Annotated in this window: 18 protein-coding genes; 7 read left to right on the top strand and 11 right to left on the bottom strand. The window is 63.1% G+C overall.

Annotated features, from left to right (window positions below; all coding sequences use genetic code 11):
* Positions 1-6: 6 nt before the first annotated feature.
* The 3 genes from J1G37_RS13215 to J1G37_RS13225 form a co-directional block, all read right to left on the bottom strand.
* Positions 7-384, bottom strand: a complete 378-nt coding sequence (locus tag J1G37_RS13215; RefSeq protein WP_207042259.1) for a response regulator — start codon at positions 382-384, stop codon at positions 7-9.
* On the bottom strand, positions 369-1,715 hold the full coding sequence (locus tag J1G37_RS13220) for a histidine kinase dimerization/phospho-acceptor domain-containing protein (RefSeq protein WP_207042260.1): 1,347 nt from the start codon (positions 1,713-1,715) through the stop codon (positions 369-371). Before J1G37_RS13220 ends, J1G37_RS13215 begins: the two co-directional genes overlap by 16 nt.
* Before the next feature lie 390 nt (positions 1,716-2,105).
* On the bottom strand, positions 2,106-2,552 hold the full coding sequence (locus J1G37_RS13225) for an Lrp/AsnC family transcriptional regulator (RefSeq protein ID WP_124524783.1): 447 nt from the start codon (positions 2,550-2,552) through the stop codon (positions 2,106-2,108).
* A gap of 109 nt (positions 2,553-2,661) precedes the next feature.
* Here J1G37_RS13225 and J1G37_RS13230 point away from each other — a divergent pair, with 109 nt between their 5' ends.
* The gene (locus tag J1G37_RS13230; protein WP_207042262.1) at positions 2,662-3,564 is read left to right on the top strand and encodes a DMT family transporter; all 903 of its coding nucleotides are present in this window, start codon (positions 2,662-2,664) and stop codon (positions 3,562-3,564) included.
* On the opposite strand, the gene J1G37_RS13235 is transcribed toward J1G37_RS13230, so the two are convergent.
* The 4 genes from J1G37_RS13235 to J1G37_RS13250 all read right to left on the bottom strand — a co-directional run bounded on the left by J1G37_RS13235 (position 3,542) and on the right by J1G37_RS13250 (position 8,915).
* Positions 3,542-5,521 (bottom strand): U32 family peptidase, encoded by a 1,980-nt coding sequence (locus J1G37_RS13235; RefSeq protein ID WP_017738168.1) that lies wholly within the window; start codon positions 5,519-5,521, stop codon positions 3,542-3,544. The genes J1G37_RS13230 and J1G37_RS13235 overlap by 23 nt on opposite strands.
* 207 nt (positions 5,522-5,728) lie before the next feature.
* Positions 5,729-6,109, bottom strand: a complete 381-nt coding sequence (locus tag J1G37_RS13240; protein ID WP_207042265.1) for a RidA family protein — start codon at positions 6,107-6,109, stop codon at positions 5,729-5,731.
* A 66-nt stretch (positions 6,110-6,175) separates the two neighbouring features.
* Positions 6,176-7,498, bottom strand: a complete 1,323-nt coding sequence (locus J1G37_RS13245) for an OprD family porin (protein WP_207042266.1) — start codon at positions 7,496-7,498, stop codon at positions 6,176-6,178.
* Positions 7,499-7,829: 331 nt separating this feature from the next.
* A complete protein-coding gene (locus J1G37_RS13250) occupies positions 7,830-8,915 on the bottom strand; it encodes a helix-turn-helix domain-containing protein (RefSeq protein ID WP_347402343.1) in 1,086 nt (361 codons plus the stop codon).
* 47 nt (positions 8,916-8,962) lie between these two features.
* Between J1G37_RS13250 and J1G37_RS13255 the strand changes: the two genes are divergently transcribed.
* The 3 genes from J1G37_RS13255 (at position 8,963) to J1G37_RS13265 (ending at position 13,484) form a co-directional block, all read left to right on the top strand.
* Positions 8,963-9,934 (top strand): ABC transporter substrate-binding protein, encoded by a 972-nt coding sequence (locus tag J1G37_RS13255; RefSeq protein ID WP_207042268.1) that lies wholly within the window; start codon positions 8,963-8,965, stop codon positions 9,932-9,934.
* Between the two features lie 61 nt (positions 9,935-9,995).
* Complete coding sequence (locus tag J1G37_RS13260) at positions 9,996-11,105, top strand: aryl-sulfate sulfotransferase (protein ID WP_207042269.1); 1,110 nt, start codon at positions 9,996-9,998, stop codon at positions 11,103-11,105.
* Positions 11,106-11,183: 78 nt separating this feature from the next.
* The gene (locus J1G37_RS13265) at positions 11,184-13,484 is read left to right on the top strand and encodes a TonB-dependent receptor (RefSeq protein WP_207042270.1); all 2,301 of its coding nucleotides are present in this window, start codon (positions 11,184-11,186) and stop codon (positions 13,482-13,484) included.
* Positions 13,485-13,577: 93 nt separating this feature from the next.
* On the opposite strand, the gene J1G37_RS13270 is transcribed toward J1G37_RS13265, so the two are convergent.
* The 4 genes from J1G37_RS13270 to J1G37_RS13285 all read right to left on the bottom strand — a co-directional run bounded on the left by J1G37_RS13270 (position 13,578) and on the right by J1G37_RS13285 (position 20,383).
* Entirely contained in the window at positions 13,578-14,447 is an 870-nt protein-coding gene (locus tag J1G37_RS13270; RefSeq protein ID WP_207042271.1) for an oxaloacetate decarboxylase, read from the bottom strand.
* Between the two features lie 115 nt (positions 14,448-14,562).
* On the bottom strand, positions 14,563-17,613 hold the full coding sequence (locus tag J1G37_RS13275) for an efflux RND transporter permease subunit (RefSeq protein ID WP_207042272.1): 3,051 nt from the start codon (positions 17,611-17,613) through the stop codon (positions 14,563-14,565).
* A 9-nt stretch (positions 17,614-17,622) separates the two neighbouring features.
* On the bottom strand, positions 17,623-18,801 hold the full coding sequence (locus J1G37_RS13280) for an efflux RND transporter periplasmic adaptor subunit (RefSeq protein WP_207042273.1): 1,179 nt from the start codon (positions 18,799-18,801) through the stop codon (positions 17,623-17,625).
* Positions 18,802-18,817: 16 nt separating this feature from the next.
* Positions 18,818-20,383, bottom strand: a complete 1,566-nt coding sequence (locus J1G37_RS13285; protein WP_207042275.1) for an efflux transporter outer membrane subunit — start codon at positions 20,381-20,383, stop codon at positions 18,818-18,820.
* A gap of 255 nt (positions 20,384-20,638) precedes the next feature.
* Between J1G37_RS13285 and J1G37_RS13290 the strand changes: the two genes are divergently transcribed.
* The 3 genes from J1G37_RS13290 to J1G37_RS13300 all read left to right on the top strand — a co-directional run.
* Complete coding sequence (locus tag J1G37_RS13290; RefSeq protein ID WP_207042276.1) at positions 20,639-21,595, top strand: ABC transporter substrate-binding protein; 957 nt, start codon at positions 20,639-20,641, stop codon at positions 21,593-21,595.
* 23 nt (positions 21,596-21,618) lie between these two features.
* Entirely contained in the window at positions 21,619-22,935 is a 1,317-nt protein-coding gene (locus J1G37_RS13295; protein ID WP_207042277.1) for an LLM class flavin-dependent oxidoreductase, read from the top strand.
* A gap of 50 nt (positions 22,936-22,985) precedes the next feature.
* Positions 22,986-23,383 (top strand): dTMP kinase (locus J1G37_RS13300; protein WP_207042278.1); only part of this gene is annotated, 398 nt, incomplete at its 3' end.

The following is a 23,383-nucleotide window of genomic DNA, read 5'->3' on the forward strand; positions in this document are numbered from 1 at the left end:
GGGGACTCATCTGAGTGGGGGTTGGTTAAGCAGCGCGTCGATCACCTGATACAGCTCTTTGTAGCGCAAGGGCTTGATCACATAGGCGTCGCAGCCGGCCAGGCGGGTTTTTTCGCGGTCTTCCTTCATTGCCATGGCGGTCAGGGCGATCACTGGGATGTGTGCGGTAAGCGGGTCATGCTTGAGCAGGGCGGTGGCGGCCAGGCCGTCCATGCCCGGCAGTTGGATGTCCATCAGGATCAGCGCCGGCTGGTGGTCGCGGGCCAGGGTCAGGCCGCTTTCCGCATCGGCGGCCCAGCGCACGCTGTGTCCGGCGTTGGTCAGCAGCAAGCGCGCCAGGCGCATATTGGCTTCGTTGTCTTCGATGATCAGGATATCGGCCATGGGCCCTCCATGGCGGCGGTGCGCAGCAGCGGCAGCCACACCACAAACCGTGCGCCCAGACCCTCGCGGCTGGCCACGGCGACGCTGCCGCCATGCAGGTCGGCCAGTTGCTTGACCATCGCCAGCCCCAGGCCGGTGCCTTCGAATTTGCGTGCCAGGCTGCTGTCGATCTGGCTGAAGGCCTTGAACAGCTTGCCCATGTCGTCTTCTGCAATGCCCAGCCCCGTGTCGCTGACGTTGAACTGCAAAAACGCCTGATGCTCGCCTGGCGGCACGTCAAAGCCGCGCACCGGCCAATCGCCCGGGACCTTGCCGACTTGATCACGCTTGACCTCGCGCACCGCCAACGTCACGCAACTGCCGTGTTCGCTGAACTTCACCGCATTGGCCAACAGGTTGTAGATGATCTGTTTGGTCTTGCGCAGGTCCAGCGCCAGGGTGCCGAAGTCATCCGGGCTGTCCAGCTTCAACTGGATCTGCTGCAACGCCGCCTTCTCACGCACGATCAGCAAACTGTTGGCCAACAATCCCGACAGCTCTGCCGCTTCCAGTTCCAGCTCCATCATCCCGGCCTCGACCTTGGACAAGTCGAGAATGTCGTTGATCAACGACAGCAAGTGCTGGCCGCTGGTGAAAATATCGCCGATGTATTCGCGCTGTGTCTCGCTCATGTCACCCACCAGCCCGTCCTTGAGCGCCTCGGAAAAGCCGATCACCGCATTCAACGGCGTGCGCAGTTCGTGGGACATGGTGGCGAGAAACTCGGACTTCATGTGGCTGGCGTGTTCCAGTTCCAGGTTCTTTTCTTCCAGGGCGCGTTCAAAGCCTTTGCGCTGGGCTTCTTCCTGCTTGCGTGCGGTGTTGTCGGTGCCGATCAGCAGGTACCCGATGATGGTGTCATGGCGGTTGCGCAGGGCGGTCACCGAGACCATCGCGGACAGGCGGCTGCCGTCTTTGCGGATATAGGTCAGCTCGTAGATGTCTTCGATGCCCCGGGAGGCCTTGAACACCAAGGCTTCGAAGCCTGGGGTGATGGGCGTGTCGAGCTCCTGACTGAGGGCGGCGGCGCGGGTGATCAGTTCTACGGGGTCGGAGATATCGGCCGGGGTGATGCGATTGACCACGTCGGCAGCGGCATAGCCAAGCATGCGTTCGGCGCCGACGTTGAAGATCTGGATCACGCCTTTTTCGTCAGTGGCGATGCTGGAAAAGTACGCGCTGTTGAAGATGGCATCCTGCAAGGCGCCGGCCTTGAGCAGGGTTTTCTGGCGTTTGAACTCGACGATCTTTTCGGCGCGTGATTGCGCGGGGCCGGGTAAAGGTGTGTCCATCGCGGGGGTATTCCATGAGGTTCAGGCCCGCCCTCGTCAGCCGACGAGGGCGCAGAGCATGCTCACAGAAGATCGCGGTGAGGCGACGAGGAGGAGATGAGGTCATTGGACAGTAGCAGAGATTGTGGCGTTTTGATGTCTTGGTTTTTGCGAGATACCTTCAATTGGATAGAAAGGTGGGCAAATTGAATGTGTCGTCATAGTTGCAAGGTGAAACGTTTCATCCCTCGATAAGTTGATCACGCAGGCGCTGCACGACTGAGGGGCTTTATTGGCCTTTCTGCCGTCATCGCAGGCAAGCCAGCTCCCACACTTGATCGGGTTCACATAGTCAAAATGTGGGAGCTGGCTTGCCTGCGATGAGGTCACCTCGATCTGCCTGCCAAACACTCAATCCCCGCCACCCAGCGGCGGCAAGCGCCGTTTCACCGGGGTTTTCTTGACAATGGCCGTGTTGGTCTCGGCATACACATTGAGCCGGTCGAGCAGGGTGTCCAGCTGTTCCATGGTGCGCACATGCAGGCGCGCGATAAAGCAGTCATCGCCGGTGACCTTGTCGCACTCGGTGAACTCAGGGATGGCCTGGATCTGCCGCTCAACCTCCTGCAACTTCCCCGGCAACGGACGAATGCGCACGATGGCTTGCAGCAGGTAGCCGAAGTGTTTGGCGTCGATGTCCACGGTGTAGTGGGTCAGCACGCCGCGCTCTTCGAGGCGACGCAGGCGTTCGCCGACGCTGGGCGATGACAGCCCGGTAATGCCCGCCAGGGCCTTGAGGGACAGACGCGAATCGTCCATCAAGGCGGCGATCAGTTGCTGGTCGATGCTGTCGATCATGGTGTTTGCCTAATAAGAAAAGGTAATACGGGGTTCCGGCCTTTTTTAGTCGCTGGAGGCGCTCCCTAGCAGATTGCCATAATTGAGCCTCACTTGAGGAGCATCAATCGTGGATACATCCATCCGTCGCGGTTCGTGGGAAATGGTCGCCGCCATGCTGATTTCGGGGACCATTGGCTGGTTCGTGCTGGTGTCAGGCGTGTCGGTGATCGAGGTGGTGTTCTGGCGCTGCGTGATCGGCGGGCTGGCCTTGCTGCTGGTGTGCGCCGTGTTGGGTTACCTGCGCGTGGACCTGCTGAGTAGGACCACGCTCGGGCTGGCAATGCTCAGTGGCGTGGCCATTGTCGGTAATTGGCTGCTGCTGTTCGAATCCTATTCCCACGCGTCCATCGCCATCAGCACGGCGGTGTACAACGTGCAGCCGTTCATGTTGGTGATGCTGGCGGCGGTGTTTCTCGGCGAGAAGATCACTGTGCAGAAACTCACGTGGTTGAGCGTGGCGTTTATCGGGATGTTGGCGATTGTGACCGCCCATGGCTCGCAGCAGAGCGGTGGGGATTACCTGGCGGGCATCGCGTTGGCGTTGGGTGCAGCGTTTTTGTACGCGATTGCCGCGCTGATTATCAAACGCTTGAAAGACGTACCGCCCCATCTGATGGCGCTGATCCAGGTGATCACCGGCGCCGTGTTGCTGGCGCCAATGGTGCCATGGGGCAGCGTGCCCGTGGCGCCCACTGCCTGGGCGGCACTGGTCACCCTGGGTGTGGTGCACACCGGTGTGATGTATGTGTTGTTGTACGGCGCGATCCAGAAATTGCCGACCGCATTGACCGGCGCCTTGTCCTTTATCTACCCGATTGCGGCGATCTTCGTCGATTGGATCGCCTTCGGGCATCGCCTGGGCTGGCAACAATGGCTGGGGGTGGTGGCGATTCTGTTGGCCGCGGCGGGGTTGCAGCGGGGCTGGTGGTGGCCCCGCTCCCAGAGGGTCAGTGCGTACCCTGGAAAATGATGTTTTCCGGGTTGAAGTGCTCCACTGCGCTGCCCGGTTGCGGCAGGCCGAGGATATGCCCCTTGATCTTGCCCACCACGTGCATCTCGCAGGGTTTGCAGTCGAACTTCAGGGTCAGCACTTCATCGCCATGGATCAACTGCATCGGCGCGACCTTGGTCTTCACGCCCGTGACACCCTTGGCCTGTTTCGGGCACAGGTTGAACGAGAAACGCAGGCAGTGCTTGGTGATCATCACCGGCACTTCGCCGGTTTCTTCGTGGGCTTCGAAGGCGGCGTCGATCAGCTTCACGCCGTGACGGTAGTAGAAGTCACGGGCCTTCTGGTTGTAGACGTTGGCCAGGAACGACAGATGCGCTTCCGGGTACACCGGCGGCGGCGTGGTTTCGGCTTTACGCCCACCACGCGGGTGCGCGGCGACACGGGCGGCGGTCAGCGCTTCGATCACTTCGCGGCGCAAGGCCTTGAGCTGCGAGTTGGGGATGAAGAACGCCTGCGGCGCATCCAGCTGGATGTCGGTGGCGTGGTATTCGGTGGTGCCCAGTTGGCCGAGCAGGTCGCGCAGGGTGTCGAGCGCCTGTTCCGGCTTGTTGGCCACGCCGAATGGGCCGGGCAGGGTGACGCTGGCGCTGATGCCTTCTTCGCTGGTGGCGGTGACTTCCAGCTGTTCTTCACGCAGGCGTGCGGCCCAGGTCAGGCCGATACGGCGCTCGGATGAGGTCTTGAGCAGCGCCTGTTGCCAGTTGTGGTCGAGGTTGCGGTTCAGCGGATGGTTCGGACGCAGCTGGTGCAGGCCGGCCGGCATTTCGTTCGGCTCGACGCGGTAGCGGTAGCGCTTCTCGCCGTCTTCCTCGAATTCGCCCTTGGGCTCGGCGATGTTGGCGCGGAAACCCACCACTTCGCGTTTCACCAGCACATTGAGGCCGTCGCCGTTGGACAGCGGCTCATGGGTCACCACCTGCAAGTCGCGCTTGCCGGCTTTTTCCACCACACCCACTGGCAGGCCGGTGAAGGTCGGGGTGTCGAAGGCGCCGATATCGACCTTGCGGTCGGTGACGAAATAGTCGGTGCTGCCACGGTGGAAGGTTTTTTCCGGGTCGGGCAGGAAGAAATGCACGGTGCGCCCGCTGGAGGCACGGGCCAGGTCCGGGCGGTCCTCAAGCACGTCGTCGAGGCGCTGGCGGTAGTAGGACGTGATGTTCTTCACGTAGCCCATGTCCTTGTAGCGACCCTCGATCTTGAACGAACGGACGCCGGCTTCGACCAGCGCGCGAATGTTGGCGCTCTGGTTGTTGTCTTTCATCGACAGCAGGTGCTTTTCAAAGGCCACGACGCGGCCCTGGTCATCTTTCAAGGTGTACGGCAGGCGGCAGGCCTGGGAGCAATCGCCACGGTTGGCGCTACGGCCGTTCTGCGCGTGGGAGATATTGCACTGCCCGGAGAACGCCACGCACAGGGCGCCGTGGATAAAGAACTCGATGGCGGCATCGGTTTCGTCGGCGATGGCGCGGATCTCTTGCAGGTTCAGCTCACGGGCCAATACCAACTGGGAGAAACCGGCCTGGTCGAGAAACTTCGCGCGGCCCAGGGTGCGGATGTCGGTCTGGGTGCTGGCGTGCAGCTCGATGGGCGGAATATCCAGCTCCATCACGCCCAGGTCTTGCACGATCAACGCGTCGACACCGGCGTCGTAGAGCTGATGGATCAGCTTGCGCGCGGGTTCCAGTTCATTGTCATGCAGAATGGTGTTGATGGTGGTGAACACTCGGGCGTGGTAACGGCGGGCGAATTCCACCAGTGACGCGATGTCGCTCACGTCGTTGCACGCATTGTGGCGGGCGCCGAAGCTTGGGCCGCCGATGTAGATGGCGTCGGCGCCATGCAGGATCGCCTCGCGCGCGATGGCCACATCGCGGGCAGGGCTGAGCAATTCAAGGTGATGCTTGGGCAAGGACATAGTTTTTTTAGTCAGGCTTGTCACGGTTGAGGCGCGCATTGTAGCTGTGAAACGCTGGGGGGGCACCTACCACAGGGCGCTGGAGCCAATGAGATCCCATGTGGGAGCGGGCTTGCCCGCGATTGCGGTGTGTCAGTCAAAGATATATTCACTGAACCACCGCAATCGCGGGCAAGCCCGCTCCCACATTTTCAGACTGTGTCTGGCTTAGGCTTTTGCGGCCATTGCAGTGACTTCCACGCGCATGCCTTCAACAGCCAGGGAAGCAACGCCCACCGCCGCCCGCACCGGCCACGGCTTGGCAAAGAAGCGCTTATAGACGTCATTGAACGCCGCACGATCAGCCATGTCCGTCAGGTAGATGGTCAAATGCATCACCCGGTCCATGGAGCTGCCGGCCTTTTCCAAGGCGACTTTCAGCGCTTGCAAGGTGCATTCGCTTTGCAGGGTGATGTCGCCCAGTTCCAGGCTACCGTCGGCGCGGGTCGGGATCTGGGTGGAGACCAGGATGCCGTTGAAACCGACAACGTCGGAAGAAATCGAGTCGGCATCCGGATCGGGGGTGTAGGACAGGTCGTGGTTGGCCATGGGCGCCTCTCATTGGCAGGTATAAGAAAGGCGCCCATGGTCCGCGAAAATGACCGCAGGGGCAAACTACAGCAAGGTAAACGGGTAATCGACGATCAGCCGTAGCTCGTTCAACTTGCCATCGCCCTGGTCGGCATTCGACGAGACGATGGCATCACGCACCCGCAGCGACAGGTTCTTCGCCGGGCCGCTCTGGATCACGTATTTGGCTTCCACGTCGGTCTCGTGGTGCGCGCCTTCCGAGCCATAGTCGTTGACGTAGGCGCTGTGCTCCGGCGTGTGTGTGCCATCGATGTCCGAGCCGTTGATGTAGCGGCTCATGAAGCTCAGGCCGGGTACGCCGTAACTGGCCATGTTCAGGTCATATCGAATGCCCCAGGACTGTTCGCCCGGGCCGTTGAAGTCGCCCCACTGCACCGAGTTGGCGAGGAACACCGAGTCGCCGCCTTCGCCCGCGCCGTTGTTGCCGGTGCCGATGTAGTCAAACGGCGTGTCGCCATGCACTTTCTGGAACGACAGCGTCAGCGTGTGGGCCTGCAAGAACGAATAGGCCGCCGCCAGCGAGTAGGTGGTGTTGTTGATCGCCCCGGCCTTGGCGCTGCCGGTGTCGAGGGTGCGGTACAGGTTGCCGTCCAGGGCCAGCGACTGGTCATGGGGCAACGGGATCACGTAGTTGAGGTTGGTATAGTACTGGCGCCAGATATCTTCCAGCTCGCCCGCATACAAGGTGGCACTCAGGTTCGGGGTGAAGGCGTATTTGCCGCCGACAAAACTCGCGCTGTTGGCGGGGACGTTGGCGTAGGTCGCGTAGATATCGTGGTCATGGTTGCTGGTCATGCCGCTGTTGGTGCTGGTGAAGTGCCCGGCTTCCAGGTCGAGGCCGGCGATTTCGCTGCTGGTCAGGTCGAAACCGGTGGCGGTCTGCGGTAGCAGGCGCGTGCCACCGGTGGCGAAGACGGGGGCGGTGGGCTGCATGTCACCGAATTTCAGCTCGGTCTTGGAGATCTTCACCTTCACGGCTGCGCCCACGGAACCGTAGGCGTTTTCCGGGTCGCCATGGCGATCGGTGGGCAAGTTGCCGGTGCCGGCATCGGCGTGGGTGGCGTCCAGCTTCAATCCGCCGTAGGCGTAGGCATCGACACCGAAGCCAATGGTGCCCTGGGTGAAGCCCGAGGCGTAGTTGAGCATGGCGCCTTGGGTCCAGTCGCGGTTATCGGCCTTGCCGCTTTGGCGGTCGCGGTCCATGTAGTAGTTGCGCAACAGCCCGGTAATGCTGCTGCCTTCGATAAACCCCTTGGCATCGGCCTGGTCCGTCACGGACTCGGCAAAGGCCATTTGACTGATACCGGCACACACCGCCAGTGCTAACAGGCTCGATTGCTTAATCATGGTATTCACTTCCCCGGGTAGTAAACGCGCGCACAGAAACACTGCACTTTTTAAATGGCGCAAAACGTATGATCGGCAGAGTTTTACAAGGTGGGCGTTACGGTTTTTTATTGTGGTCGGCGTGGTTGCCGAAGTTGATTCTAAGCCCAGTTTGCGGGGGCTACAGCCAGGCAAAGGATGAAACTCGATTAATTAAACTTCACGTTATTCATGCGTCGCAGGGTGTAGCGTGGGACCTGTCTTAGCCGCTCTGCTTCGACAAAAATCCTTTGGTTGCCGCCGCAGACTCTGCGGCGGTTTTTTTTGTTGGAATAGTTTTAAGTTGAGGAGCTTAGTGCGCCAAGCCGTGTAAGGCGATACCCATCGGGAACGGCGGCTGGCTGGCGGGCGCAGCCTTCATCTGCGTGCGATAACCGAGCGGGCTGGTGCCCAGTTGTTTTTGAAACGCCCGGCGCATGCGTTCTTCTCGACCAAAGCCCACCGTTTCGGCAATCCGCTTGATCGGCTCGTTGGTGGTCGCCAGCACCCGGCAAGCGGCCTCCAGACGCAGGCTCTCCACCGCTTGCGCCGGCGTATCGCCCGTGGCGGCGACGTAGGCCCGGGCAAAGTGGCGGGGGCTCATGCCGAATTGCTCGGCCAAGCGTTCTACCCGCAGATCACCGTTCAAGTTCCCCGCAATCCACGCATGCAAGCGCGCCAGGCGCACATCGGGATCGGTACGCAGGGCCGTGGACTGCGCATTCAGCGAAGCACTCAGCTGCGCCTGTTCACCCGAACGCCACAGGAACACCGTGAAGTAACGCGCCAATGACAGCGCGGCCTCGGCGCCAAGGTCCTGTTCCACCAGCCCGAGGGCCAGGTCGATGCCGGCGGTGGCGCCGCCACAGGTCCACAGGTTGCCGTCGTGCAGGTACAGCACGTCGGTCTGGCAGATCACCTTGGGGTAGCGCGCCTGCAATTCATCGGCAAATTTCCAGTGGGTGACCACCTTGCGCCCATCCAGCAAGCCGGCAGCGGCCAACGCAAACGCTCCGGTGCCGATCGAGCACAGCCGGCGGATCTGTGCTGCGCGCCGCTGCAACCAGGCGCACGCCTGCTCGTTGGCCTCCAGCGCGGCCATGCCGGGGCCGCCTGCGACAATCAAGGTGTCGATCAGCGGCGCCTGCCCGTCGATCTGCGCTAGTGACAGGGTGTTGGCGCTGATCCCCGACACGGACGTAATCGTGCCCCCCTGCGGCGAAGCCAACAGCAGCCGATACGGCGCCGCACCGCCCAACAGGCGCGGAATCGCCGCAAACACCTCCAGCGGGCCCGCCGCGTTCAGCAGCAGCAAGTCATCGAACGCCAGCACGACGACCGTGCGCACGCCGTTGTCCGGTGTGGCAGTAAAGGAGGGGTGTTTGGCATGGAGCGTCACGGCGTGCCTCGACATACTGGGTTCAACGCAAAAATGAGGGCACGACAATGACGCTAAAACCTGACGCTGCCAAGCATCCCGTACTGCGCCGCCTGGCTGGGTTGGCGTGCCTGGCGACGCTGTTCATGGTGCAGCCGGTGTCGGCGGCGCTAAAGGTCGGTGACCAGAGCGGTCTGATCCAGGCCATGCTGCATGCGTCCGGGGAAGACAAGGACCTGCCGGCCGCGCTGGTGTGGCATCCGTTCAACGCCGGCACCACGCTGCTGGAGGCGCTGAGCGCGGGTGCCATTGATATCGGCGTGGTTGGCAATGCGCCGCCGGTGTTTGCCCAGGCCGGTGGTTTTGATGTGCGCATCATTGGCGTGGCGAGCGGGGCGCAGAACAACAATGCGCTGTTGCTGCCGCAAGGTTCCACCGTGCAGCGTGTCGCCGACCTCAAGGGCCAGCGCGTGGCCGTGGCCAAAGGCACCAGCGGGCATTACCTGTTGTTGGCGGCGTTGCACCAGGCCGGGTTGACGACGCGGGATGTGAACATTGCCTACGTCAGCCCGCTCGACGCGCAAACCGCGTTTGCCAGCGGCCGGCTCGACGCCTGGTCGGTGTGGTACCCCTTTGTCGGCCAGGCCACCTCCCGGGGCGCCCGCGTATTGGTAGACGGCGGCGCCTGGCCGGAAACCGGGCAGAACTTCACCCTGGCGAGCCTCAAGGCGCTGGCCGACCCACAGCGCGCCGCCGAAGCCGGCGATTTGCTCGCCAGGCTTGCCCGCGCGCAAGCCTGGGCCACGGCCAACCCGGATGCGTGGGCCGAGGTGTTCGCGCAGACCACACGGCTGCCGCTCGCCTTGGTCCGCGACATGCTTGCTCACCAGAACTTGCGTTACGTGCCGATTGATCCAGCGGTCATCGCCTTGCAGCAGCGACTGGCCGACCTATTCGCCGTCGAACGGGTGATCCCGCGCCCGCTGGACGTCGGGCAGATCTTCGACACGCGCTTCAACACCTTCCTACCACCTAACTGATCCCTACGTTTGACCTTGCCGGTGTGCCGCCGGCAGGGGTTCCTGCACCCGGAGAAAAGCCATGCACAGCACCACCCTCAAGCGCCAGAAGACCGGCCTGATCGCCGTCGACCACGCCCGCAGCGCCGGCGGCTACACCTTGTTCGCGCCGCAAACGGCCGACGGCAACGTGTTCCTGGTCGACCTCGATGGCGAGGTCGTCCACCGCTGGAAGCTGCCCCAACGCCCGGGCCGCGACGCGGTGATCCTGGCCAACGGTAACCTCGGCTACAACGGCAACCACCCGGACTCCCCGGAGCTGTTCCCCGGCTGGTCGGTTTGGCACGGCGGTGCGTTCAGCGAAGTGACTCCCGAAGGTGAAGTGGTGTGGCAGCACACCGACCTGCTGCACCACCACGATGCCCAATGGCTGGACAACGGCAACCTGCTGTACACCACCGTCGAGCCCCTCAGCGCGGCACTGGCCAGCCGTGTGGTCGGCGGCATTCCCGGCAGCGAGGCGGCCGGTGGGGTGATCTATGCCGATGTAGTCAAGGAAGTCGACCGCCAGGGCCAGGTGGTGTGGGAGTGGCGCAGCTGGGAACACCTGCTGCCTGAGGATTACCCCCTGCACGCGACGTTCGAGCGTTACCACTGGCCGATGACCAACGCCGTCTCGCCGGGCCGCGACGGCAAAGTCATCCTCAGCCTGCGCAGCGTGTCGTCGGTGATTGCCGTCCAGCGTGGCAGCGGCGAGGTGCTATGGCGCCTCGGGCACGACCTGGTGGCGCAGCAGCACTGCCCGAGCGAGCTGGAGAACGGCAACATCCTGGTGTTCGACAACGGCATTTCCCGCCCGCACATCAGCATGCCGCACTCGCGCATCCTCGAAATCGACCCGCAGCAACAGCGCATCGTGTGGCAATACGCCGACACGCCGGGCTACGCCTTCTTCACGCCGTTCATGGGCGGCGCCCAGCGCCTGCACAACGGCAATACCCTGGTGACCGAGGCCAACTTCGGCCGTTTGTTCGAAGTCACTCCGGCCGGTGACGTGGTGTGGGAGTACGTCAACCCGCACTTCGCCACCTATCCCGATGCAGCCTCGCGCCGCTACTTGCCGGGGGAAAACAACGCGATCTTCCGCGCGCACCGTTACCAGCGCCAGGACATCCCCTGGCTGCGCGACTGACCCAACCCCGCAACGATCACGCTCACGCAGGCCACGCGCAGCGAAGTATCGACTCATCCCAGCAATAAGGAACCACCGATGATTCTGCTTTATTCGCGCCCTTTGCGCGTGGCTGCACTGGGCGTTTGCGCGCTGATCCAAGGCCTGCCGGCAGCGGCCGAGACGTTACCTGAACCCGCCGATACCGTGCTGCAAGCGGTGACGGTGGAGTCGCGCCGGCGCAGCGAAGACGCCCAGCACGTCCCCGTGGCCATGAGCGTGCTCGGCGCGCAAACCCTGGAGGAGCAACGCCTGTATCGCTTGCAGGATGTGCAGCAGGCGATGCCCAGCATCAACGTGGCGTTTATGCATGCGCGCCAATCCAGCCTGTCGATTCGCGGGCTGGGCAACAACCCGGCCAGCGACGGCCTGGAGGGCAGCGCCGGGATCTACCTCGACAACGTATATCTCGGTCGCCCAGGCATGGCGGTGTTCGACCTGCTGGATGTCGAGCAGATCGAACTGCTGCGCGGGCCCCAAGGCACCTTGTTTGGCAAGAACACTACGGCGGGTGTGCTGAACATCACCACGCGGCGCCCCACGTTTACCCCGCAGGGCAGCCTCGCCACTTCACTGGGCGAGGACGGTTACGTGCAAACCCAGGCGAGTCTTTCCGGCCCGCTCAACGACACCTTGGCCGGGCGGATTGCGCTGTATCGCACCCATGAAAACGGCTACGTCGAGAACCAATACAACGGCCACACCCTCGGCGGCGGACAACGCCAGGGTTTTCGCACACAGTTGCTGTTCCAGCCCAACACGGATTTCAACCTGCGCTGGATCGCCGACTACCACGAAGAAGACTCCAGCGCCGGCACCCGTTCGCTGTTCAGCACCGGGCCGACGATCAACGGCGTCAACCGCTACGAGCAGCGCGCCGCCGCCGTGGGCGCGACCTTGGTGAGCGGGCGCCGCGTCAATCTGGACGCCGGCCAGAGCGTCAAGGTGTTCCAGGGCGGCACCTCGCTGGAAGCCAACTGGACCTTGCCCAGCGACTACACGCTGACCTCCATCAGCGCCTATCGCTGGTGGGATTTTACCCCGCGCAACGATGACGAACTGAACGTCGAGGTCATGCACAACGTCGGTCAATCCGCCCGCGACAAGCAATACTCCCAGGAACTGCGCCTGGCCTCGCCGGTGGGCGAACACTTTGACTATGTGCTGGGCGCGTATTACTTCCGCCAAGAGATGCGCAACACCGTGTTCACTGATTACGGCCCGCTGGCCGACACCTGGAACGGCACCGCCCAAGGCGCGCTGAACGATGTCAGCAGCGTGGGGCATGGCACGGTGGATACCGACAGCTTTGCCACGTTTGCCCAAGGCACCTGGCATTTGACGCCCGCGCTGGACTTCATCCTCGGCGTGCGCGGCACCTATGAACGCAAGTTGGCGCAGGTGACGCGCAACGCGCCGGTGGGCGGTGCTGCGGTCACGGGGGCTGCGGCGGGGGCCAGGGCCGGGCGGCTCGGCGCGTATGACTCCGGGGACTTGAGCCTCTACAGCTTCAGCCCCTCGGCGCTGGCCAGTCTCGCCTGGCAGGTAGACGAGAACGTACTGGCGTACGCGTCGTTGTCCCACGGCGAGAAGTCCGGTGGGGTCAACCTCAGTGTGGCCAGTGCACCGGTCGCTGGGGCCGACTCGTTGTTGATCGGCAGCGAACGCGCCAACGATGCCGAGCTGGGGGTCAAGACCACCTTGCTCGACCAGCGCCTGTTGCTCAACGCCAACCTGTTCTGGACGGTGGTGCACGGCTACCAGACCAATGCCTACGACGACGCCAACCTCACCAGCTACCTGACCAACGCGGGCACCGTGCGCAGCCGTGGCCTGGAGCTGGAAAGCAATTGGCGGCCGCTGCGGGGCCTGACGGTCAGCGTGAATGGTTCATGGAATGACGTGCGCTACCTGTCTTACGAGGACGCGCCGTGCCCGGCCGAAGTCGCCCTGCGCCCGGGAGCGCCCGCTGCCTGTGATTTGAGTGGGCACGCGGTGGTCGGGGCGTCGAAATGGATCTACAACACCAGCGCCAGTTATCAATGGCAGATGAATAACGGTTTGCAGCCGTATGTGAACGGCAACTATGCGTGGCGCTCCCATGCGGTGGGTACGGTGGACGATTCGCGCGAAGCCCAATTGCCGGGTTACGGGTTGGTCAACCTGTCCACGGGAGTGCGGGGGAATTGGGGGGATGGGCAATGGGACCTGTCGCTGTGGCTGAAAAATGCCTTCGACAAGACCTACTACACCACACTGTGGAACTCGCCAAACGGCGCTTATACCGGGGTGCTGGGCACTCCGCGGACGCTGGGCGCAACGGCGCGTTATGACTTTTAAGAGGGGGGAAGCGGGGTAACTGACGCCATGCCAACGGTGGCGGTGAGCCCAAGGCAGTAGGAGGGCATTCACCGCTTACCTGGCAGGTAAGGACTACTCTTTTACATCCATGAACTCTTTCGCCCACGCCACGTAGTTCTCGGGCAACGTGTAGGTGTGCGTCAGTTCGGTAGCGCTGAGGTTGGAAGTGCTGTGGGTCAGCTGGCGCTGGGCGCGCAGGCTGTCGTAGGTGGCTTTGATCGCCGCGAAGTAGGCACCGTGACCGGCCACCACTACACGTACGCCAAGGCTGGCCAAGCGTGCAGCGTCGTTCAGTTTCGGGTTGCCGTAGGTCACCAGCATCAACGGCACGGTGAGGTGTTCGGCGATCTTTTCCAGGTGTTCGAAGTCGCTGACGCCAACCATGCAGATCCCATCCGCACCGGCTTTTTGATAGGCCAGGGTGCGTTCGATCACCGCTTCGGTGGGCAACACGCCGGCGTTGGTACGGGCAATGATCGACAGCTCAGGGTCAACCCGTGCTTCCAGGGCGGCGCGCACTTTGCCGATGCCTTCCTCGATGGAAATCAGGTCGGTGGATTTGCGCCCGAATTGCGCCGGCAGCAAGGTGTCTTCAATCGTCAACGCGGCCACGCCGGCACGCTCAAGTTCTTCGACGGTACGCATCACGTTGAGGGCGTTACCGTAGCCGTGGTCGGCGTCGGCAATGAACGGCAGTTGGGCGACGCGGCCGATGCGGGTGGCCTGCTCGACGAATTCACTCAGGGTGATCAGGGCAAAGTCGGGGGCTGCCAATACTTGCAGGGAGGCGACGGAACCGCCCAGGATGCCGACTTCGAAGCCCAGGTCGGCGGCGATGCGGGCAGACATCGGGTCAAAGACAGAAGCGGTTTCAACGCACGCAGGCGTTGCCAGCAGTTCACGGAAATTACGGCGCAGGGCTGTGTGGGACTTTTTCGGCATGATCTTTCCTGGTGGGGCCATTGACTGCATACGATCAATGCCTGTGGGTGGACGTGGCAGATTACCATGTAGGAAAAGGTAGGATTATGACGTTTAAGAATGGCCCATGCGCAATTCACATAGGGTGCTGCACCGATTCAGCAGCGTGGGCGTGAGTGGCGCCGATAAACATATACATCGCCGGCACCATAAACAGGGTGAGCAAGGTGCCGATCGACAGCCCGCTGAAGATCACCAGGCCCATGTCATGCCGCCCCGCAGCCCCGGCGCCCGAGGCCCAGACCAGCGGCGCCACGCCCAGCACCATCGCGGCGGTGGTCATCAGGATCGGGCGCAAACGTACCGCCGCCGCCTCTTCAATCGCTTCACGTTTGCTGCGGCCGGCCCGTTGCAGTTCGTTGGCGAATTGCACGATCAAGATACCGTGCTTGGTAATCAAGCCCAGCAGTGTCACCAGGCCGACCTGGGTGTACACGTTGATCGAGGCGAAGCCCATGGTGATAAACGCCAGCGCACCAAACAGCGCGGGCGGCACGGAAAAGAGGATCACCACCGGGTCGCGAAAGCTCTCGAACTGGAAGGCCAGCGCCAGGTAGACGATCAGGATCGAGAACAGCAACAGGCCGACGAAGCCACCGGATTCCTGGATGAACTGCCGGGATTCGCCGGCGAAATCCGAGGTGTAGCCCGACGGCGCGATGTTGTTGAGGATCGCGTTCAGCTTGCCCAGCAGTTCGCCCTGGGCCACGCCACTCACGCCCGCCAGGGTCGCCGAGTTGAGTTGCTGGAAGTGGTTGATCGACTCCGGTTGCGTCGAGGTTTCGATATGCGCCACGGTGCGCGCCGGGATCATCGCGCCGCCAGGTGTGCGGATGTAGTAGTCGAGAATCTGCTCCGGGTTGAGGCGGTCCACCTGCAACACCTGGGGGATGACTTTGTACGAGCGCCCGGCGGTGGAGAAGTAGTTCACGTAGTTGCCGCCCAAGGCGGCGGACAGTGCGGCGCCGACGTCGGCCTGGGTCATGCCGAGGGCGGCGATTTTTTCCCGGTCGACCACCAGCCGCGCTTGGGGTTTGTCCAGTTTGAGGTCCATGTCGGCGAACCAGAACAGCTGTTGTTTCTGCGCCTCGGCCATCACCGCCTCGGCGACTTCGTTGAGGTTTTCCACGGAGTCGGTGGTGGTGATCACGAACTGCACCGGCAGACCCTGGGCGCCCGGCAGCGACGGCAAGGGGAACGCCGCGATGGTCGCGCCCGGCACCTGGTTCCATTTTTGCTGCAAGTCCAGGATCAGCTCGGCCTGGGAACGTGTACGGTCGCCCCAGGACTTGAGCAGCACGCCGCCGAGGCCCTGGTTGAGCGCAGGCAGGCCGGTGAGCTGGAACATTTGCGCGTACTCGGCCTCTTTGTTGGCGATCTGGAAAGCCTGGTCGGCAATGCGCTCCATCTGCTGCGGCGAGGCGGTCGGCGGGCCCTTGATCTGCATGAACACCAGCCCCTGGTCCTCGGTGGGCGACAGTTCACTCTTGGCCGTCATGCCGCTGGCGGCCACCAGCAGGAACAGCACAAAGCCAAAGGTCACCAGCACCGGCCAGATATCCAGGCCGCCGGACAAGATGCGGTGATAGCGCCCGCGCAGCCAGTCAAAATAGCCGTCGAGGCGGCGGGCGAAGCGGCCTTCTTCCTGGCCGGGCTTGAACAGGCGCGAGGTCATCATCGGCGACAGGGTCAGCGCCACCACGGCGGACACGGTCACCGCGCCCGCCAGGGAGAAACAGAACTCCTTGAACAACGCCCCGGTCAGGCCGCTGCGCAGGCCGATGGGCACGTAGGCGGCCACCAGCACCACGGTCATCGCCAGGATCGGCCCGCCCAGCTCCCGCGCCGCCACCAGCGCAGCCTCCAGCACGCCTTTGCCTTCCTCCTTGATATGCCGGTCGACGTTTTCCACCACGATAATCGCGTCATCCACCACCAGCCCGATCGCCAGCACCAGGGCGAGCAGGGTCAGCAGGTTGATGGAGTAACCCAGCAGGTACATCACAAAGAACGTCCCGACCAACGACAGCGGGATCGCCACCAGCGGCACAATCACTGCGCGGAAGGAGCCGAGGAACAGGTAGATCACCACCGAGACAATCACCATGGCTTCGGCCAGGGTCTTCACCACTTCCACAATCGAGGTGTTGATGAAGGCGGTGGAGTCATACACGATCTCGCCGCGCACGCCGGCGGGCAGTTGGGCTTGCAGCTCGGGGAAGGCCTCGCGCACGCTGTCGGCGACGGTCAGGATATTCGCACTGGGCGCCACCTTGATGCCGATGAACACCGAGCGCTTGCCGGAAAACGCCACGCTGCTGTCGTAGCTTTCGGCGCCGAGGGTGACGTTGGCCACGTCCTCAAGGTGCACCAGGGCATCGCCTTTTTGCTTGATCACCAGTTGCTTGAATTCATCCACCGTGTGCAGGTCAGTGCCGGCCGTCAGGTCCACCGTGACCGTTTGCCCACGGGTGGAACCCACGGCCGACAGGTAGTTGTTGTTGGCCAGGGCGGTGGCCACATCCTGCGCGGTGACGTTATGCGCCGCCAGTTTGTCCGGGTCCAGCCAGGCGCGCAGGGCGAATTGGCGCCCGCCAAGGATCTCGGCGGTTTGCACGCCCTGCACCGAGTCCAGCTTGGGCTTGACCACGCGCACCAGGTAATCGGTGATGTTGTTGGTGGGCAGCGTGTCGCTGTAGAAGCCCAGGTACATGGCGTCGGTGGTTTGCCCGACCGCCACGGTGAGTACCGGTTCCTGGGCCTGCGCCGGCAACTGGTTCTTCACCGAGTTGACCTGGGTGTTGATCTCGGTGAGCGCCTTGCTGGCGTCGTAGTTCAGCCGCAGGGTCGCGGTGATGGTGGACACGCCGGTGATACTGGATGACGACAGGTAGTCGATGCCCTGGGCTTGGGCAATCGCCGATTCCAGCGGCTGGGTGATAAACCCGGCGACGGTAGACGCGTCGGCGCCGTAGTAGGCGGTGGTGATGGTGACCACGGTGTTTTCCGTGCGCGGCCATTGGTTGACCGGCAATTCAAAGATCGAGCGCAGCCCCAGGATCAGGATGAACAGCGAGACCACCACGGCCCAGACCGGTCGATAGATAAAGGTGTCGGTGAATTTCATGGCGCACCCTTAGTGTTCTTGGGGAGTCGGGGCGGGGTCGTTCAAGGGCGCGGCGCTGTTGTCGATCTTCACGGGCGAGCCATTTTTCAGCTTCATCTGGCCGCTGGTGATCAACAGGTCGCCTTCCTTCACTCCGGACACAATCGCCACTTGGTCGCCACGGGTCGGGCCGGTCTTGATAAAGGTCTGTTGCGCCGTGAGCACTTCTTCACCTTTGTCGTTCTTGCTCGCGGTGGCGATGAACACGGTGGTGCCGTAGGGGTTGTAGGTCACCGAGGTCTGCGGCACGGTGAGGTAGCGCTGCGGGCTGCCGGCGTTGACCACGGCGCGGGCAAACATCCCCGGCACCAGGCTTTGCTTGGGGTTGGCGACGGTGGCTTCGACGGTGACGTTGCGCGTGGTGGCGTCGAACTGGGTGTCGAGGGTCGTGATGCGCCCGGTGAAGGTTTGATTGGACAGGCCGTCCGCCGTCACGGCGACGGTTTGCCCGATGGCGATGGCTTCCAGTTGGGTCTGCGGCACGGTGAAGTCGATGTAGATGGGGTCAAAGGTTTGCAGCGTGGCGATCTTGTCACCGGGGTTGAGGTACTGGCCGGGGTTGACGCCGGTAATGCCGATACGCCCGGCAAACGGCGCGCGGATGGACTTTTTCTCCACCAGGGCGCGTTGTTGTTCGGCGGCGGCGAGCTTGGCCTTCAGGTCGGCGGTGTCGCTGTCCACCAGGGCCTGGGACACCGCGTTCACCGCCAGTTGCGCCTTGTCGCGCTTGAGCACGATGGCGGCCAGGTCGGCGGTGGCTTCCAGCGCGTGCAGCTGGGCGATGTCCGAGTCGGCATTCAATTGCACGAGCAGCGCCTGGGCCGCCACTTCCTGCCCGGGCTTGAAGCCGAGGGTGCGTACGATGCCGCCCACCTCGGTGGTCACATCCACGCCGCGCACGGCCTTGATCGAGCCGACGGCGGTGACGCTGGGCTGCCAGTCTTCGAACGGCACGTGCAGCGCCGTGACCACGGCGGCGGGCATGGGCTGTTTGGACTGGGCGATCAGCGCGGAGATCTGCACGAATTTCACCCCGGCAATGATCGCGACAATCACCAATACCACCACGACCATGATCAGCATGGGCCGCCACAACCGCCGCTTGCGCGGGGCCGGGGGCAGGGGAGAGGCAGTCTGGACGTCGGCCATGGAGGTTCTCGCTGTATCAATGAGTCGGTTCAGTCGCCGCCGTGTGGGGCGGCCGGAGTTCTTGCCAGGTGGGCAGGCCGAAGCGGTCCGGGCGGCCTGCGGTGCCGGGGTCTACGTCGCTGCGGTTCCACCAGCCGCCGCCCAGGGCCTGGAACAGCGCCGTGGTGTCGCTGTACCGCGCCGCCTGCGCGCGAACCCGCGCCAGCACGGTGTTCTGGTAGGTTTGCTGGGCCGTGAGCAGGTTGATATAGGCCACGGCGCCGAGCTTGAACTGGGCTTGCACCAGGTCCAGGTTGGCTTGCGCCGAACGCTCGGCCAGCACCTGCTGGTTGAGCGCGTCGGCATCGGCTTGCAGCGCGCGCAGAGCGTTGGCCACATCCTGGAACGCGATAAGCACGGTGCCGCGATAGCGCGCGGCCGACTCGTCATAGGCGGCGACGGCGGCGCGCTTGCGGTGTTCCAGTGCGCCGGCATCAAAAATCGGCTGGGCAATCGCCCCGGCCAGGCTCCACACGCCGGTGCCGGCCGAAAACAGCTTGGTGCCGCTGGCCACCGTGGAACCCAGCGACCCGGTAATGCTGAACTGCGGCAGTTGGTTGGCCACGGCCACGCCAATATTGGCGCTGGCCTGATGCAACTGCGCTTGCGCCGATTGCACATCAGGCCGTTGGGCGACGAGGGCCGAGGGCAGGCTGACAGGTAGTTCTTGCGGCAGGTGCAGGGACGCGAGGTTGAACGCCTCGCCACTGTCCTGGTTGGGAAACCGGCCCAGGTACGCCATCAGCTGGTTGCGGGTTTGTGCCAACTGCTTTTGCAGCGGTGGCAACGTCGCGCGGGTTTGCGCCAGAGTGGTTTGCTGGGTGAGCACGTCGGTATTGCCGATGGCGCCGAGTTGACGCTGGGCCTGCAACAGATCGAGCTGGTCGCTTTGCAGGCGGATGATTGCTTCGGTGGCGGCGACCTGGTCGCGGATGGAGGCCAGGTTGATCGCGGTATTGACCACATTGGCGGTCAACGTCAGGTACGTCGCCTCCAGCTGGAAGCGCTCGTACTCGGCTTGCGCCGTGGTGGACTCGATTTGCCGGCGGGTGCCGCCGAACACATCCGGGGCGTAGGACACACTCAATGACGCCGAGTTGACCGTGAGAATCGGTGACGACGGGCTGCCGGTCTGTACCCCGGAGAGCTTCTCGCGGGTTTTCGACGCATTGGCGCTGACGGAAGGAAACAGCGACGCCTGGTCGGCGTAGACCAACTCGTTGGCTTGGCGCAACGCGGCCTGGGCGGCGCTGACATCCGGGTTGGCGCGCAAGGCTTCTTTAACCAGCGCATTGAGCGCGGGCGAGCGGAACAGCGTCCACCATTGCCCGGGGATGTCCATTCCTTCGACCAGCTGTTGTGCGGAGCCACCGGGGTCGATATCGGCATGGTCGGTGCGGGTCAGGTTTTCTTTTGTATAGCCCGCGCCTGCGGGCACCTCGGGGCGCTGGAAGTCAGGGCCGACGGTGCAGGCGGCGAGGGCGAGACACAACAGGCTCAAGGGGGCCAGGCGAGAGGCTTGTCGAGGGAGGCCGATCTGCATCAGGCGGGCTCGCTGAAAAGGACACGGGGAAAACCGGGTTCAAATCAGTGTAGGTGGTGCCGGGCACTGCGCAATGTGCCGTGGGGTGCACCGATGATGAAAATGCATCTAACGCATTATTATAGAATTAGGTTATGCATTATAGGTATTTTACACGGCGCGATCCTGGCCTCATCGTAGTCCACCTTGTGAATACTGCCGAGACCGCGCGCGCGGATCGACCTGACCTGCCTGAGAAGGCATCTGGAGATTGATGTGCGTTACCTGACAACACTGGCGGCGGCCCTGGCTGGCGCGATGCTCAGCCTGACGGCCCAGGCGCAGACCCTGACCGTCGGCGACCAAAGCTACAACGCTCAGGCTGTCATGGAGGCAGCGGGGGTATTGGATAACCTGCCCTATACCCTGGAGTGGAAACAATTTACCGCTGGTTCACCGGTGGCCGAGGCGCTGAACGCCAACAGCCTGGACATCGGCTTGCTCGGCGATGCGCCGGTGCTGTTCCTCGGCGCCTTGGGCGCGCCGATCAAGGTGATTGCCGTCACCCGGCAAAACCTCGACGGCGTGGCCATTCTGGTGAAAAAGGAATCCTCGATCCATAGCCTCGCGGACCTTGCCGGCAAGCGCGCAGCGATCTGGAAAGGCTCCTGGAGCCAGCAATTGCTGCTGACCGCACTCGACAAGGCCGGCGTTGCTCGGGATTCGCTGGAGTTCCGTTACCTCAGTGCGTTGGATGCTTCCCATGCGCTGGAAGGCGGTTCGGTGGACGTCATCGCCACCTGGGAACCCTACGTCACCCAGCAGGAACGCCAAGGTGCGCGGGTGCTGGCAACGGCTGACGGCTTGATCCCGGCCCAGAGCTACATCGCGGCCAATACCAAAGCCGTGGACACCAAACGCGCGCAGATCAGTGATTTCCTCCAACGCCTGAAAAAAGCCCGCGACTGGACACGCCTGAACCCGGCCAACGCCGACGCGTATGCGGATGCCTGGGCCAAACGCACCCGCGCCGACGCCGACATCGCCCGCGCCTGGTTTGCCCGCGCCCGCACGACGGTTGAGCCGGTCACCGCCCAGTCGCCGGTAGACGCGCAGAAGACCGTGGACTTTTTCGCCAGCGAAGGCCTGGTCAAGTCCTACGCCGCCGCCAGCCTGTTCGACGCCTCCTTTGCCGGCGCCTTACAGCCCGCCGTCGCCAAAACCCAGCCCTGAACGCCGCAAGGAACACCGCACACATGAGCAAACGACAGCTGAAACTCGGCGCCCTGACCATGGGCTGCGGCGGGCCGGGCCGCCACAACCTGTGGCTTGACCCGCAATTGCCGGCCGATGCCAGCGTGAACGTCGACTGGTACATCGACATCGCCCGCCAGGCCGAGGCGGCACTGTTCGACTTGATGTTTATCGTCGACAGCCAGTTCATCACCCCGGGCTCGCCGTCCCACTACCTCAACCGCCTGGAGCCGCTGACGCTGCTGTCCGCGCTGGCGGTGAGCACCCGGCATTTGGGCCTGGTGGGAACACTGACGACCTCCTACAACTCACCCTACAACGTCGCACGGCGACTGGCCTCCCTCGACCTGATCAGCAAAGGCCGCGCCGGCTGGAACGTGGTCACCAGCGGCGATGCCGGCACGGCGGGCAACTACAGCCGTGACGAGCACTACGACTACGACACACGCTACGGCCGCGCGGCCGAACACGTGCAAGTGGTGCAAGGGCTGTGGAACTCCTACGAAGACGATGCCTTCGTGCGCGACCGCGCCACCGGCCAGTTCCTCGACCCGAGCAAACTGCACAGCCTGGATCACAAAGGCGAGCATTTTTCCGTGGTCGGCCCGCTGAACATCCAACGCTCGCCCCAAGGCCAACCGGTGATCTTCCAGGCCGGCGACTCAGAACAAGGCCGCGACCTCGGCGCCGCCACGGCGGACGTGATCTTCACCCACGCCGCGAGCATCGAACAGGGCCAGGCGTTTTACCAGGATGTAAAGGGCAGGGCGCTGCAACACGGCCGCGATCCATCACAGTTATTGGTGATGCCCGGCGCTGAAATCTATGTGGGTGACAGCGATGCCCACGCCCGGGAAATCGAGCAGCATTACCATCAGGTCGACCACAGCTTTGAACTGGCTCTTAAGGAGTTTGGGCGTAATTTTGGCTGGCATGATTTCAGCCAATACGACCTGGATGCACCGTTTCCCCAGGAGAGCCTGGAGGCCGCGCGCAGCAGCTTCTTCACCGCCGCCAAACGCATTGCCGACCAGGCGCGGGAGAAAGGCTTCACCCTACGCCAAGCGGTGGAATTCGGCCGACAGCTGCGCCCTGGGGCGTTCGTAGGCTCGGCGGATACCGTCGCGCAGAAAATCGCCGATTGGTTCGAAGCGCGCGCGGTGGATGGGTTCAACATCTATATAGGGCACCCGGAGCAATTCACGCGGTTCACCCAGGAAGTCATCCCGTTGCTGCAAGAGCGCGGGGTGTATCGCACGGCGTATGAAGGCACGACCTTGCGCGAGAGCCTGGGGTTGGCGATTCCACGGTTCGGCTAGGCAGAAATCGGGGTAGAGTGGTCGCCAATTTTTTTATCGTTGTTTGAAGCATGAATCGTCCGCTGTTTGTTGCGCTTGATGGGCCCAAGGGGGCCGGGAAAACCACGTTGTTGGAGGCCGTTACCCGAGAACTGCGGGCCCAGGGCAAGAAGGTCATCCGCCTGTGTGAGAAAAAGAGTGATCCCTTTAGGGGGGAAACCATGGCCCTCGTCAACAAACTCGCCAGAGATCCCTGCCGGGAGTTGGAATGGGCGGTGTGTGAGCGCCTGGCGGATAGCCGGGCTTGGATCTCGCAGCATGTGTTGGTCAAGCAGCCGGCTGACAGCATTATCTTGATTGATCGTTGGTATCCGTCGGATGCGGCGTTTCGCAGGATGGTGCCGTTTGCGCAGATTTTGCAGTTGAATCTGGATCGAGGGGTACGGGTGCCGGATTTGCATGTGGGGGT

The organism is Pseudomonas sp. Marseille-Q1929 (assembly GCF_017316265.1).
Classification (GTDB): Bacteria; Pseudomonadota; Gammaproteobacteria; order Pseudomonadales; family Pseudomonadaceae; genus Aquipseudomonas.

Coding starts and splice junctions, on each gene's coding strand:
- J1G37_RS13215 (WP_207042259.1), bottom strand. CDS start 384: ATGGCCGATATCCTGATCATCGAAGACAACGAAGCCAATATGCGCCTG.
- J1G37_RS13220 (WP_207042260.1), bottom strand. CDS start 1,715: ATGGACACACCTTTACCCGGCCCCGCGCAATCACGCGCCGAAAAGATC.
- J1G37_RS13225 (WP_124524783.1), bottom strand. CDS start 2,552: ATGATCGACAGCATCGACCAGCAACTGATCGCCGCCTTGATGGACGAT.
- J1G37_RS13235 (WP_017738168.1), bottom strand. CDS start 5,521: ATGTCCTTGCCCAAGCATCACCTTGAATTGCTCAGCCCTGCCCGCGAT.
- J1G37_RS13240 (WP_207042265.1), bottom strand. CDS start 6,109: ATGGCCAACCACGACCTGTCCTACACCCCCGATCCGGATGCCGACTCG.
- J1G37_RS13245 (WP_207042266.1), bottom strand. CDS start 7,498: ATGATTAAGCAATCGAGCCTGTTAGCACTGGCGGTGTGTGCCGGTATC.
- J1G37_RS13255 (WP_207042268.1), top strand. CDS start 8,963: ATGACGCTAAAACCTGACGCTGCCAAGCATCCCGTACTGCGCCGCCTG.
- J1G37_RS13260 (WP_207042269.1), top strand. CDS start 9,996: ATGCACAGCACCACCCTCAAGCGCCAGAAGACCGGCCTGATCGCCGTC.
- J1G37_RS13265 (WP_207042270.1), top strand. CDS start 11,184: ATGATTCTGCTTTATTCGCGCCCTTTGCGCGTGGCTGCACTGGGCGTT.
- J1G37_RS13270 (WP_207042271.1), bottom strand. CDS start 14,447: ATGCCGAAAAAGTCCCACACAGCCCTGCGCCGTAATTTCCGTGAACTG.
- J1G37_RS13275 (WP_207042272.1), bottom strand. CDS start 17,613: ATGAAATTCACCGACACCTTTATCTATCGACCGGTCTGGGCCGTGGTG.
- J1G37_RS13280 (WP_207042273.1), bottom strand. CDS start 18,801: ATGGCCGACGTCCAGACTGCCTCTCCCCTGCCCCCGGCCCCGCGCAAG.
- J1G37_RS13285 (WP_207042275.1), bottom strand. CDS start 20,383: ATGCAGATCGGCCTCCCTCGACAAGCCTCTCGCCTGGCCCCCTTGAGC.
- J1G37_RS13295 (WP_207042277.1), top strand. CDS start 21,619: ATGAGCAAACGACAGCTGAAACTCGGCGCCCTGACCATGGGCTGCGGC.